The organism is Streptomyces sp. SCSIO 75703 (genome assembly GCF_036607905.1).
GTDB lineage: Bacteria > Actinomycetota > Actinomycetes > Streptomycetales > Streptomycetaceae > Streptomyces.
The window spans coordinates 4,090,693-4,103,262 of record NZ_CP144555.1 but is presented as its reverse complement, the minus strand read 5'-3'; the positions used below and the strand labels follow the sequence as shown (position 1 = coordinate 4,103,262).

The window sequence follows — 12,570 nt, the reverse complement described above, 5'->3', positions numbered from 1 at the left end:
CGCGTGGGGCTACACGCCCCGGGGTACTCAGGCGTCCTCGGCCAATTCCAGCCAGCGCAGCTCCAGCTCCTCGCGCTGCCCGGCCAACCCGCGCAGCTCCGCGTCGAGTTCGGCGACCTTGGCGAAATCGGTGGCGTGCTCGGCGATCCGGGCGTGCAGCGCGCTCTCCTTCTCGGAGACCTTGTCGAGCTGCCGCTCGATCTTCTGGAGCTCCTTCTTGGCCGCGCGGACGTCGGCGGCGCTCCGCTCCGCGGTCTCCCGGGCGGGCCCGGCGGCCGGCGCCGGGGCGGACGCCGCGGCCTGCTCCTCCATCCGCCGGCGCCGCTCCAGGTACTCGTCGATGCCGCGCGGCAGCATCCTGAGCGCGCCGTCGCCGAGCAGGGCGAAGACCCGGTCGGTGGTCCGCTCCACGAAGAAGCGGTCGTGCGAGATGACGATCATCGAGCCGGGCCAGCCGTCGAGCACGTCCTCGAGCTGGGTCAGGGTCTCGATGTCGAGGTCGTTGGTGGGCTCGTCGAGGAAGAGCACGTTGGGCTCGTCCATGAGCAGGCGCAGCAGTTGCAGCCGGCGCCGCTCGCCGCCGGAGAGGTCGCCGACCGGCGTCCACTGCTTCTCCTTGCCGAAGCCGAAGGTCTCGCAGAGCTGTCCGGCGGTCATCTCGCGGCCCTTGCCGAGGTCGACGCGCTCGCGGACGGCCTGCACGGCCTCCAGCACCCGCCAGGCGGGGTCGAGTTCGGCGACCTCCTGGGAGAGGTAGGCGAGCCGGACCGTCCGGCCGACGCGGATGGTGCCGGCCGCGGGCTGTGCCTCGCCCCCGGTCGCGGCGGCGTCGGCGAGCGCGCGCAGCAGGGAGGTCTTGCCGGCGCCGTTGACGCCGACCAGGCCGATGCGGTCGCCGGGGCCGAGCTGCCAGGTGACGTGCTTGAGCAGCACCTTGGGACCGGCCTGGACGCTCACGTCCTCCAGGTCGAAGACCGTCTTGCCGAGCCGGGAGGAGGCGAACTTCATCAGCTCGCCGCTGTCCCGGGGCGGAGGCACGTCCTGGATCAGCTCGTTGGCCGCCTCGACCCGGAAGCGGGGCTTGGAGGTGCGGGCGGGCGCCCCGCGCCGCAGCCAGGCCAGCTCCTTGCGGATCAGGTTCTGCCGCTTTGCCTCCTCGGTGGCCGCGATGCGCTCGCGTTCGGCGCGGGCGAAGACGTAGTCGGAGTAGCCGCCCTCGTACTCGTGGACGACGCCGCGCTGCACGTCCCACATGCGGGTGCAGACCTGGTCGAGGAACCAGCGGTCGTGGGTGACGCAGACGAGGGCCGAGCGCCGCTCGCGCAGGTGCGCGGCGAGCCAGGCGATGCCCTCGACGTCGAGGTGGTTGGTGGGCTCGTCGAGGACGATGAGGTCCTGTTCCTCGATGAGCAGCTTGGCGAGCGCGATGCGGCGCCGCTCGCCGCCCGAGAGCGGTCCGATGACCGTGTCGAGGCCCTGCGGGAAGCCGGGCAGGTCCAGTCCGCCGAAGAGGCCGGTCAGCACGTCGCGGACCTTGGCGTCGCCGGCCCACTCGTGGTCGGCCATGTCGCCGATGACCTCGTGGCGGACGGTGGCGGCGGGGTCGAGGGAGTCGTGCTGGGTGAGCACGCCGAGCCTGAGGCCCCCGGAGTGGGTGACACGGCCGGTGTCCGGCTCCTCCAGCCTGGCCAGCATCCGGATCATCGTCGTCTTGCCGTCGCCGTTGCGGCCGACGACCCCGATGCGGTCCCCCTCCGAGACGCCCAGGGAGACGCCGTCGAGGAGGGCACGGGTGCCGTAGACCTTGCTGACGTTCTCGACATTGACCAGATTGACGGCCATTTCTCTCCTGCCTGGGGGTGTGCTCAGCCCTCAAGCGTAGGCCCTCCGGGGGACCGGCCGACGCGGGTCCACGGCACCGGCCGCCGCCGGTCCCGCGGCGGCCCGGGGCGCCGGACGGCCCCGTCGGCGGCTCACAGCACCGTCGCGCCGGGTGCCGGGCCCGTGGCGGTGCGGGCGTCGCGGCAGGTGCCCGAGGCGCGCAGCACCGCCGCCACCTCGGCGGCGGAGCGGGCGTCGGCGGCGAGGAAGGCCGTGGTGGGCCCGGAGCCGGAGACCAGCGCGGCGAGGGCGCCGGCGGCACGGCCCGCGGCGAGGGTGTCGGACAGCTCGGGGCACAGGGAGAGGGCGGCCGGCTGGAGGTCGTTGGCGAGGGCGACGGCGAGCGCGTCGGCGTCGCCCTTGGCGAGGGCGTCGAGCACGGGCTGCGCGGCGGCCGGCTCGGGGATCTCCCGGCCCTCGGCCAGCCGGTCGAACTCGCGGTAGACGGCGGGGGTCGAGAGCCCGCGTCCGGCCTGGGCGAAGACCCAGTGGAAGGTGCCGCCGGCCTCCAGCCCGGTCAGCCGCTCGCCGCGCCCGGTGCCGAGCGCCGCGCCGCCGACCAGGCTGAAGGGCACGTCGCTGCCGAGGTCGGCGCACAGTTCCAGCAGTTCCTCGCGGGAGGCGCCGGTGCCCCACAGGGCGTCGCAGGCGAGCAGGGCGCCCGCGGCGTCGGCGCTGCCGCCGGCCATGCCGCCGGCGACCGGGATGTCCTTGGCGATGTGCAGGTGCACGGCGGGGCTGCGGCCGTACCGCGCGGCGAGGGCCGTGGCCGCGCGGGCGGCGAGGTTGCCGGCGTCCAGGGGGACCAGACCGGCGTCCGGGCCCTCGCAGGTGACCCGGAGCGCGTCGGCGGGCGCCGCGGTGACCTCGTCGTACAGGGAGACCGCGAGGAAGACGTTGGCCAGGTCGTGGTAGCCGTCGGCGCGGGCGGCGCCCACCGCGAGCTGGACGTTGACCTTGGCGGGGACGCGGACCGTCACGCTCACTTGCTCGTCACTCCTTGTGTTCGGCGATACGCGCGAACTCTTCCACGGTCAGCGACTCCCCGCGCGCCTGCGGCGACACCCCGGCGGCGACGAGGGCGGCCTCGGCGGCGGCGGCCGACCCGGCCCAGCCGGCCAGGGCGGCCCGCAGCGTCTTGCGGCGCTGGGCGAAGGCGGCGTCGACGACGGCGAACACCTCGGCCCGGGTGGCGGTGGTGTCGACCGGCTCGGCACGGCGGACCAGGGAGACCAGTCCGCTGTCGACGTTCGGCGCGGGCCAGAAGACGGTGCGGCCGATGGCGCCGGCCCGGCGGACCTCCGCGTACCAGCCGGCCTTCACCGAGGGGACGCCGTACACCTTGGAGCCGGGGCCCGCGGCGAGCCGGTCGGCGACCTCGGCCTGGACCATGACGAGGGTGCGCTCGATGCTCGGGAAGGTCTCCAGCATGTGCAGCAGCACGGGCACGGCCACGTTGTACGGCAGGTTCGCCACGAGCGCGGTGGGGGCCGGGCCGGGCAGCTCCGCGACGTGCATCGCGTCGGAGTGGACCAGCGCGAAGCGCCCGGCGCGCTCCGGCAGCCGGGCGGCGACGGTGGCGGGCAGGGCGGCGGCGAGGATGTCGTCGATCTCGACGGCGGTCACCCGGTCGGCCGCCTCCAGCAGGGCCAGGGTGAGCGAGCCGAGACCCGGTCCCACCTCGACCACCACGTCGTCGGGACGCACCTCGGCGGTGCGGACGATACGGCGGACCGTGTTCGCGTCGATCACGAAGTTCTGACCGCGCTGTTTGGTGGGGCGTACGCCGAGGGCCGCCGCGAGGTCGCGGATGTCGGCGGGGCCCAGCAGGGCGTCATGGGTGGGGCTGCTCACCCCGCAAGGGTAGCCGGGGCGCGGGCGGGGTCCCGGGGCGCCGCGACGCCGCCGCCGGCCGGGGCGGGGGCCGCCTCCTGCGGAGCGGGCCCGCTCAGTAGCCGAAGGCGCGGGCGGTGTTGGCGGCGAGGGCCGTGGCGAGGGTGTCCTCGTCGACGCCGCGCACCGCGGCCATCGCCCGCACCGTCACCGGGATCAGGTAGGGGGCGTTGGGCCGCCCCCGGTAGGGCGCCGGGGTGAGGAAGGGCGCGTCGGTCTCCACGAGGACCAGCTCCGCGGGGGCCACCGCGAGGGCCTCGCGCAGGTTCCCGGCGTTCTTGAAGGTGACGTTGCCCGCGAAGGAGAGGTAGTAGCCGGCGCGGGCGCAGACGCGGGCCATCTCCGCGTCGCCGGAGAAGCAGTGGAAGACGGTCCGCTCGGGGGCGCCCTCCTCCTTGAGGACGCGCAGCACGTCCTCGTGGGCGTCACGGTCGTGGATGACCAGCGTCTTGCCGTGCCGCTTGGCGATCTCGATGTGGGCGCGGAAGGAGCGCTCCTGGGCCTCCCTGCCCTCCGGGCCGGTGCGGAAGTGGTCGAGGCCGGTCTCGCCGACGCCCTTGACCCGGTCCAGCGCGGCCAGCCGGTCGATCTCGGCGAGGGCCTCGTCGAGGGCGGCGTCCCCGCCCGGTTCCCGGGCGCCCTGCCGGGACCGGCCGTCGGGGTCGCCGTGCACGATGCGCGGGGCCTCGTTGGGGTGCAGGGCGACGGTGGCGTGGACGGCGTCGTACTCCGCCGCGGTGTCGGCGGCCCAGCGCGAGCCGGCGAGGTCGCAGCCGACCTGGACGACCGTGGTCACCCCGACCGACGCGGCCCGCTCCAGCGCCTCGGCCACGGTGCCCGCCTGCATGTCGAGGTGGGTGTGGGAGTCGGCGACCGGCACCCGCAGCGGCGCGGGGAGCGGCGGGGCGGCGTCGCGCGCGGAGCCGCCCTGGCTGTTCGAAGGCATGCCCCCGATCCTACGGAAGGCGCCGGCCGCCCGTGGTCAGCCCGCCCTGCGGACCAGGTGGAGGGCCTGGAGCAGGCGCAGCAGGTGGTGGGCGCGGTGCCCGCCCACCGCTGCCGCCGTGCCCGGCACCCGGGGCACCTGGAGCGGCCCGGCCGGGGGCACCCGGTGGGCCGTGGGCCCGGCGCCGCGCACCGAGGCGACCCGCCCCGGCCGCATGATCCGCACCACGTGGCCGCCGCAGACGGAACACGTGGGGCGGCTGAGCGGTGAGGGCACGACGTGCCCGTCGGCGACCCAGAGCACGAGCACGCGGTCGTCGGCGGCACGGTGGTGCTCGATGTCGTACGACTGCTCCCAGCCGTTGCCGCAGCGCATGCACACGAAGGAGTACGACTCCCGGACGACGGCGGTGGTGCCCGCGCGCGTTCCGGTGCGCCCGGTCCCGTCGCTCCTGCCGGTTCCTGCTGTCATATCCGGCTCCCGCTTCCGCTGGACCCCGTGGACCCGGGACGGTGTCCGTCCCCGTCGTCCAGTGGACGCCTCGGCGGGCCAGGACGCACCCCTGTGCGGGGCATCGGGCCCGGTTTTAACGCATCCTTGTCCCGGCCCCGGGACTCCCTTGGGCCGCCGCGGGGACTCCCTTGGGCCGCCCGGGAGAATCCCTTGGCACGGGCCGCGGGCCGCGGGCCGCGGGCCGCGCGGACGGCCGGCGGCGGCGCGCCCGTGCCCGCCCCCTCAGCCGGCGGCGTGCTTGGCCGCCACCACGGCGTCGAACACGTCCCGCTTGGGCACCCCCAGCTCGGCGGCGACCGCGGCGATGGCCTCCTTGCGGCGCTCCCCGGCCTCCTCGCGCGCCCGGACCCGGCGCACCAGTTCCCCGGCACCGATCTCGGCGGGGTCCTGCTCCGGCGCCCCCTCGACGACCACGGTGATCTCGCCGCGCACCCCCTCGGCGGCCCAGTCGGCCAGCTCGGCGAGGGGGCCGCGCCGGACCTCCTCGTACGTCTTGGTCAGCTCCCGGCAGACGGCGGCCCGGCGTCCGCCGCCGAAGACCTCGGCCATTGCGGCGAGGGTGTCGTCGAGCCGGTGCGGGGCCTCGAAGTAGACGAGGGTGCGCCGCTCGCCGGCGACCTCGCGGAGCCGGCCGAGCCGTTCGCCGGCCTTGCGCGGCAGGAAGCCCTCGAAGCAGAACCGGTCGACCGGCAGGCCCGAGAGGGCGAGCGCGGTGAGCACGGCGGAGGGGCCGGGCACGGCGGTGACCCGTACGTCCCGCTCGACCGCGGCGGCGACCAGCCGGTAGCCCGGGTCGGAGACCGAGGGCATCCCGGCGTCGGTGACCAGCAGCACCCGCGCTCCGCCGGCCAGCTCCTCGACCAGTTCCGGGGTGCGGGCGGACTCGTTGCCCTCGAAGTAGGAGAGGACGCGTCCGCGGGGCGTGACGCCGAGCGCCTGGGTGAGCCGGCGCAGCCGCCGGGTGTCCTCGGCGGCGACGACGTCGGCGCCGGCCAGTTCCTCGGCGAGCCGGGGCGGGGCGTCCCGGACGTCGCCGATGGGGGTGCCCGCCAGTACAAGGGTTCCAGTCACGTGCCCATCCTCCCAGGGGCGCGCGGGCGGGGACGCGACCGGACCGGTCGGGGCCATGCGCGGGACGCGCGGGGGCGGGTTCCCTACGATGGCGCGGTGACCAGTACCGCGTCCGCCACGGACACCCGCCAGGACCAGGCCCCGCACGACGAGCCGTCCCCCTGGCAGCAACGGCTGCGCCGCTTCGGCCACACCCCGGTGGCCACGGAGGACGTGCGGGACCGGCTGGTGCCGCCGTTCACCCGGCCGGGACCGCGGCTGTGGGCCTTCCTCGGCCTGTCCGAGGGCGCGGCCGGCCGGATCACGCGCTGGTCGGCCTGGGGCGGTCCGCTGCTGGTGACGCTGGTGGCGGGCCTGCTGCGGTTCTGGAACCTGGGCAGCCCCAAGGCGGTGATATTCGACGAGACGTACTACGCCAAGGACGCGTGGGCGCTGGTCCACCGCGGTTTCGAGGTCAACTGGGACAAGAACGCCAACGACCTGATCCTGAACTCCGGCGGGCACGTCCCCGTCCCGGCGGACGCGGCGTACGTGGTGCATCCGCCGGTCGGCAAGTACGTGATCGGGCTCGGCGAGCTGGTGTTCGGCTTCGACCCGTTCGGCTGGCGGTTCATGACGGCGCTGCTCGGCACGGCCTCGGTGCTGCTGCTCTGCCGGATCGGGCGGCGGCTGTTCCGCTCCACCTTCCTCGGCTGCCTGGCGGGCGCGCTGATGGCGGTGGACGGCCTGCACTTCGTGATGAGCCGCACCGCGCTGCTGGACAGCGTGCTGATGTTCTTCGTGCTGGCCGCCTTCGGCTGCCTGGTCGTGGACCGGGACCGGGCCCGCGCCCGGCTCGCCGCCGCGCTGCCGGTGGACGCCGACGGACGGGCCCGCCCGGATACGCGCGTCGCCGAGACGACCCGGCTCGGGCCGCGTCCCTGGCGCTGGGCCGCGGGGCTGATGCTGGGCCTGGCGATCGGCACCAAGTGGAACGGCCTGTACATCCTGGCCGCCTTCTGCGTGATGGCCGTGCTGTGGGACGTGGGCACGCGCCGGGTGGCCGGGGCCCGCCGGCCGCACCTGGCGGTGGTCCGGTACGACCTGGGCTGGGCGTTCCTGTCGACGGTGCCGGTGGCGGTGGGCACGTACGTGCTGTCCTGGCTGGGCTGGATCCTCTCCCCCGCCGACGGCACCGGCGGCTACTACCGCGACTGGGCGGCGACGGACGGCCGGGGCGGCGCGTGGAGTTGGCTCCTCCCGGACTGGTGGCGCAGCCTGTGGCACTACGAGACGCAGGTCTTCGAGTTCCACACCAACCTGACCTCGCCGCACACGTACCAGTCGAACCCGTGGAGCTGGCCGGTCCTGGGCCGTCCCGTCTCCTACTTCTACGAGTCCCCCGCCCCCGGCACCGACGGCTGCCCGCTGGACGCGGGCGAGAAGTGCGCCCGCGAGGTGCTGGCGATCGGCACGCCCCTGCTGTGGTGGGTGGGGTGTTTCGCGCTGCTGTACGTCCTGTGGCGGTGGGCCTTCCGCCGTGACTGGCGGGCGGGCGCCATCGCCTGCGGTCTGGCCGCCGGCTACCTGCCCTGGTTCCTGTACCAGGAGCGCACGATCTTCCTCTTCTACGCCGTCGTCTTCCTGCCCTTCCTGTGCCTGGCGGTGGCGATGCTGCTGGGGGCGATCGCGGGCCGGCCGGGGTGCGGCGACACCCGCCGGGCGGTGGGGGCGACCGGCGCGGGCGTCCTGGTCCTGCTGATCGCCTGGAACTTCGTCTACTTCTGGCCGCTGTACACGGGCACGGCGATCCCGCTCGACTCGTGGCGGGCCCGGATGTGGCTGGACACCTGGGTGTGAGGGCGGTGGCCGATCTCCTTTCGGCCACCCTCCGGAAACGTCCCCGCCACGGCACCCCGGCCGTGCGTAGAGTGTGGAGCCACACAGCTTTCTGAACGCGTTCAAGAAAGCGTTCGGGGGCTCTACGGGGAGGGGACTGCCGATGGGCAGGGGGGTGAGGGCCGCCGTCATAGGCGGCGTGTTCACCGCGATGGTGGGCGGTGCCGCGTACGGCGCCCACACGATCATGTCGGCGCTGGACGGGGGCACGGGCACGCCGGAGGCGGCGTCCGTGACGTCGGGTCCGCCGAGCGCGGACGAGGTGCGGGAGACGGCGGAGAGGTTCTTCACGGCCTGGGAGAAGGGCGACGCGGTGACCGCCGCCGGCCACACCGACAACGCCGAGGCCGCCGAGGCGCTGCTGACCGCCTACGCCGAGGACGCCCGCATCTCCGGCCTCACGGTCACGCCCGGCGAGGTGAGCGTGAGCGGAGCGGCCGTGCCGTTCACCGTGCGGGCCACGGTGTCCCACGGGGGCGTCTCGAAGCCGCTGGCGTACGAGAGCAAGCTCACCGTGGTGCGCGGGCGGACCAGCGGCCGGCCCCTGGTCGACTGGCGGCCCTCCGTCGTCCACCCCGAGCTGGCGCCGGGCGACACACTGGTCACCGACGAGTCGACGACCCCGCCGGTCAGGACGCTCGGCCGCGACGGCACCGTCCTGACCGCGCGGACGTACCCCTCCCTCGGCCCCGTCCTGGAGACGCTGCGCGAGCGGTACGGCGAGCGGGCGGGCGGCACCCCTGGCGTCGAGCTGGTGATCCGGCACGAGGGCACGGTCCCCGACACCCCGCTGCTGACACTGGCCGACGGCAAGCCGGGCGAGCTGCGCACGACGATCAGCGCCACGGCGCAGGCGGCGGCCGAGGCGGCGGTCAAGCGCCACGGCGAGTCGTCGGTGGTCGCCGTCAAGCCGAGCACGGGCGAGGTGCTGGCCGTCGCCAACAACCGCGCGGACGGCTTCAACGCGGCCTTCGAGGGCGCCGCGGCCCCCGGCTCCACCATGAAGATCGTCACGGCGGCGATGCTCATCGACAACGGCGTGACCTCGATGAACGGTCCGGCGCCCTGTCCCGACACCGCCACCTGGCAGAGCCAGACCTTCAAGAACCTCACGGGCCTGCCGGCGAACCCGGGCGCCACCCTGGCCGACAGTTTCCTGCGCTCCTGCAACACCGCCTTCATCAAGCTCGTCGACGAGGAGCCGCTGACGGACGCCTCGCTGACGGCGGAGGCCCGGGAGCGGTTCGGGCTGGGCCGCGACGACTGGAAGACCGGCATCGCGTCCTTCGACGGCAGCGTCCCCGCCTCCGCGGGCCCCGACCGGGCGGCCAACGCCATCGGCCAGGGCCAGGTGCAGATGAACCCGCTCACCATGGCCTCGGTGACGGCGACCGCGATCACCGGCACCTTCCGCCAGCCCTACCTGGTCGCGCCCGGACTGGACGACCGCCGGACGGCCACCGCCAAGGGCCTGCCCCCGGCGACGGCCGCGCAGCTCCGGCAGATGATGCGGCTGACGGCCACCCAGGGCACGGGCCGGACGGCCATGTCCGGGCTGAGCGGCGACATCGGCGCCAAGACGGGCTCCGCCGAGGTGGACGGCCAGGCGGTGTCCAACAGTTGGTTCACCGGCTTCCGCGACGACGTCGCGGCGGCGGCCATGTCCGAGTCCGGCGGCCACGGCGGCGACACGGCCGGCCCGATCGTGGCGGACGTGCTGCGCGCGGCCGGCTGACCGGCCCGATCCGGACATCCGGCGCCGCTTCCCGGCCGCGCGGGGTGTCCGGACCGGGCCGGACCGCCGCGGCGCCCCCCGGTCCGGAGTGGACCGCTCCGTGCGGGACCCCAGGGTCTTTCGTTGGGATCAGGCCGGATCAGGGAGGGGGGTCCGGTGCCGTGCATCGCAAGGCGGAGGAGGGCGGCAGGGCGGAGCCCTGACAACCGACGACAACGCGGCGAGGCGCGGTGCCGGACCCCGCGAGCCCGGCGTGATCCCAACGAAAGGCCCTAGGGTGGTCGTCCGTCGTGGGTGTGCGCGGACGACGAGGGACCCGGGCCGCAGGGGCGCCGGGCGGGTGGAGGAACGGAACGTCAGTGGGCAGCAGGAGGGCCGCCGTCGAACGGCGGAAGACGAGACCCGCCGTCATCGGCGGCGTGGTCGCGGTGGTCGTGGGCGGCGCCGGCATCGGCGCGTACGCGCTGTGGGGCGGGGGCGCCGCCGAGGACGGCTCCCGGCCCGCGTCGACGGCGGCCGGGGACGCGGTGAAGAGCGGTCCGCTGTCCGCGGCGGAGGTCACCACCACCGCCGAGCGGTTCCTGACGGCCTGGCAGAGCGGCGACACGGCCGCGGCCGCCGAGGCCACCGACGACGCCGAGGCGGCCGAGGCCCAGCTCACCGGCTACGCCAAGGACGCCCGCGTCACGGACGTCACCCTCACCCCGGGCACCCCGGACGGCGACAAGGTGCCGTTCTCCGTCCGGGGGACGGTGACGTACGAGGGGACGTCCAAGCCGCTGGCGTACGAGAGCGCGCTCACCGTCGTGCGCCGCGAGGGCGACGGCGAACCGCGGGTCGGCTGGCGGCCGGACGTCGTCCACCCCGAACTGAGGGACGGCGACCGGCTCGTGACCGGCGCGGCCGGCGCCCCGCCCGTCACCGCCCTGGACCGTGACGGCGGGGAACTGTCCGCGCGGACCTACCCCTCGCTCGGCACCGTCCTGGACGCCCTGCGCGAGAAGTACGGCAAGCAGGCCGGCGGCACCGCCGGGATCGAACTGCGCGTCGTGCGCGGCAAGCCGGCCGGGGGCGACGGCAAGCCCGCCGCCTCGTCCGCCGCGGACGAGGCCCCGGACACGACCGTGCTGGAGCTGAGCAAGGGCACCCCGGGCACCGTCCGCACCACGCTGGACCCGGCGCTGCAGGCCGCCGCGGAGAAGGAGGTGGCCGGGAAGAAGCGGGCGTCGGTGGTGCTGATGCGCGCCTCGACGGGCGAGATCCTCGCGGTCGCCAACGGCGGGCACGGCTTCAACACCGCCTTCCAGGGCTCGCTCGCGCCGGGCTCGACGATGAAGGTCGTCACCGCCTCGCTGCTCATCGAGAAGAACCTGGCCTCGATGGACGAGAAGCACCCGTGCCCGAAGTACTTCAGCTACGGCGGCTGGAAGTTCCAGAACGACAAGAAGTTCGAGATCAAGGACGGCACCTTCAAGGCGAGCTTCGCCCGCTCCTGCAACACCGCCTTCATCGGCCGGGCCCCGAAGCTGAAGGACGACGACCTGACCCAGCAGGCCCAGCAGGTCTTCGGCCTGGGCCGCGACGACTGGGCGGTCGGCGTGCCGTCCTTCGACGGCGCGGTGCCGGTGCAGACGGCGGCGCCGATGGCGGCCTCGCTGATCGGGCAGGGCGGGGTGCGCATGAGCCCGCTGAACATGGCGTCCGTGGCGGCCACGGTGAAGTCGGGCACCTTCCACCAGCCGTACCTGGTCGCCCCGTCGGTGGACGGGCGCACCCTGGCCACCGCCTCGCGCACCCTGGCACCCGGGACGCTGGCGCAACTGCGCGAGATGATGGCGTACACGGCGGCCTACGGCACGGCGGCGCAGGCGATGGCCGGGGTCGGCGGTGACGTCGGCGCGAAGACCGGCTCGGCCGAGGTCGACAACCAGGAGAAGCCGAACGGCTGGTTCACCGCCTACCGGGACGACCTGGCGGCGGCCGGCGTGGTCCAGCAGGGCGGGCACGGCGGCGAGACGGCCGGGCCGATCGTGGCGGCCCTGCTGAAGGCGGCCGGCTGACCGGACCCCGGTGCGCGGCGGCGGCGCCGGTGGCTCAGTGGGCCACCGGTTCGGCCGCCGCGCGGTGGGTGCGGCGCAGGAAGCGGGTCAGGGCCCGGTTCTCGAACTGAACCACCGAGCACGTCTCGCCGGCGTGGAACTCGACGACCGTCTGCACCCGCCCGCACGGCCAGACCCGTACGTCACCGGTGCCGGCCGGTGCCCGCAGCCCGCGTTCCAGCAGTTCCCGGGGGAGGACCCACTCGCGCGGGCCGGTGTCGTGGGGCAGCGCGACCCGCACCGCGTCGGGATCGACGGCCGGGTCGTAGCGGAGCAGGACCGGCAGGGCCCCCTCACCGGTCTCGACCGGGGCGACGTCCGCTTCCGTGACGATACGGGCTCGTACGTGCTGTTCGACCGCGGACATCGGATCGCCCTTCACCCTGTGCCACGGTGCGCAGGCCGCGTGCCGCCTCGCACCCGTTCACCTTCCCCAATGTCCCGAATCGCACGGACTACACCTCTTCCCGCTCGGACGAGGGCGGATCGTGACCGATTCCACTCCCTCACCAGGCGTCCCGCTCCCGCCGCCGCCCCCTCACCGCGCGCCCCGC

The 12,570-nt window shown here is 75.0% G+C and carries 10 protein-coding genes; 3 read left to right on the top strand and 7 right to left on the bottom strand.

Annotation, left to right across the window (positions count from 1 at the left end):
• Positions 1-27 precede the first annotated feature (27 nt).
• The 6 genes from VM636_RS18090 to rsmI all read right to left on the bottom strand — a co-directional run bounded on the left by VM636_RS18090 (position 28) and on the right by rsmI (position 6,304).
• Entirely contained in the window at positions 28-1,842 is a 1,815-nt protein-coding gene (locus VM636_RS18090; RefSeq protein WP_030419617.1) for an ABC-F family ATP-binding cassette domain-containing protein, read from the bottom strand.
• A gap of 131 nt (positions 1,843-1,973) precedes the next feature.
• Positions 1,974-2,867, bottom strand: a complete 894-nt coding sequence (locus VM636_RS18085) for a 4-(cytidine 5'-diphospho)-2-C-methyl-D-erythritol kinase (protein WP_030419618.1) — start codon at positions 2,865-2,867, stop codon at positions 1,974-1,976.
• A 7-nt stretch (positions 2,868-2,874) separates the two neighbouring features.
• Positions 2,875-3,735, bottom strand: coding sequence for a 16S rRNA (adenine(1518)-N(6)/adenine(1519)-N(6))-dimethyltransferase RsmA (gene rsmA, locus VM636_RS18080; RefSeq protein ID WP_338485161.1), 861 nt, complete (start codon positions 3,733-3,735; stop codon positions 2,875-2,877).
• Between the two features lie 94 nt (positions 3,736-3,829).
• Positions 3,830-4,720 carry a TatD family hydrolase gene (locus tag VM636_RS18075; protein ID WP_338485160.1) on the bottom strand — a complete coding sequence of 297 codons (891 nt, stop codon included), beginning with the start codon at positions 4,718-4,720 and terminating at the stop codon, positions 3,830-3,832.
• 36 nt (positions 4,721-4,756) lie between these two features.
• Positions 4,757-5,191 carry a hypothetical protein gene (locus VM636_RS18070; RefSeq protein ID WP_030419621.1) on the bottom strand — a complete coding sequence of 145 codons (435 nt, stop codon included), beginning with the start codon at positions 5,189-5,191 and terminating at the stop codon, positions 4,757-4,759.
• 264 nt (positions 5,192-5,455) lie between these two features.
• Positions 5,456-6,304: a 16S rRNA (cytidine(1402)-2'-O)-methyltransferase gene (rsmI, locus tag VM636_RS18065; RefSeq protein ID WP_053914143.1), complete on the bottom strand. Its 849-nt coding sequence runs from the start codon at positions 6,302-6,304 to the stop codon at positions 5,456-5,458.
• 96 nt (positions 6,305-6,400) lie between these two features.
• Here rsmI and VM636_RS18060 point away from each other — a divergent pair, with 96 nt between their 5' ends.
• The 3 genes from VM636_RS18060 (at position 6,401) to VM636_RS18050 (ending at position 11,977) form a co-directional block, all read left to right on the top strand.
• Complete coding sequence (locus VM636_RS18060; RefSeq protein WP_338485159.1) at positions 6,401-8,143, top strand: phospholipid carrier-dependent glycosyltransferase; 1,743 nt, start codon at positions 6,401-6,403, stop codon at positions 8,141-8,143.
• Between the two features lie 142 nt (positions 8,144-8,285).
• A complete protein-coding gene (locus tag VM636_RS18055) occupies positions 8,286-9,917 on the top strand; it encodes a penicillin-binding transpeptidase domain-containing protein (RefSeq protein WP_053914141.1) in 1,632 nt (543 codons plus the stop codon).
• A 359-nt stretch (positions 9,918-10,276) separates the two neighbouring features.
• Complete coding sequence (locus tag VM636_RS18050; RefSeq protein ID WP_053914140.1) at positions 10,277-11,977, top strand: penicillin-binding transpeptidase domain-containing protein; 1,701 nt, start codon at positions 10,277-10,279, stop codon at positions 11,975-11,977.
• 34 nt (positions 11,978-12,011) lie between these two features.
• Here the strand turns inward: VM636_RS18050 and VM636_RS18045 are convergent, their stop codons facing one another.
• Positions 12,012-12,383: an SsgA family sporulation/cell division regulator gene (locus VM636_RS18045; protein WP_030419626.1), complete on the bottom strand. Its 372-nt coding sequence runs from the start codon at positions 12,381-12,383 to the stop codon at positions 12,012-12,014.
• Positions 12,384-12,570 lie beyond the last annotated feature (187 nt).

Bases quoted from the DNA above. Each gene is read 5' to 3' on its own strand.
- VM636_RS18090 (WP_030419617.1), bottom strand. From the start codon at position 1,842: ATGGCCGTCAATCTGGTCAATGTCGAGAACGTCAGCAAGGTCTACGGC.
- VM636_RS18075 (WP_338485160.1), bottom strand. From the start codon at position 4,720: ATGCCTTCGAACAGCCAGGGCGGCTCCGCGCGCGACGCCGCCCCGCCG.
- VM636_RS18070 (WP_030419621.1), bottom strand. From the start codon at position 5,191: ATGACAGCAGGAACCGGCAGGAGCGACGGGACCGGGCGCACCGGAACG.
- VM636_RS18055 (WP_053914141.1), top strand. From the start codon at position 8,286: ATGGGCAGGGGGGTGAGGGCCGCCGTCATAGGCGGCGTGTTCACCGCG.
- VM636_RS18045 (WP_030419626.1), bottom strand. From the start codon at position 12,383: ATGTCCGCGGTCGAACAGCACGTACGAGCCCGTATCGTCACGGAAGCG.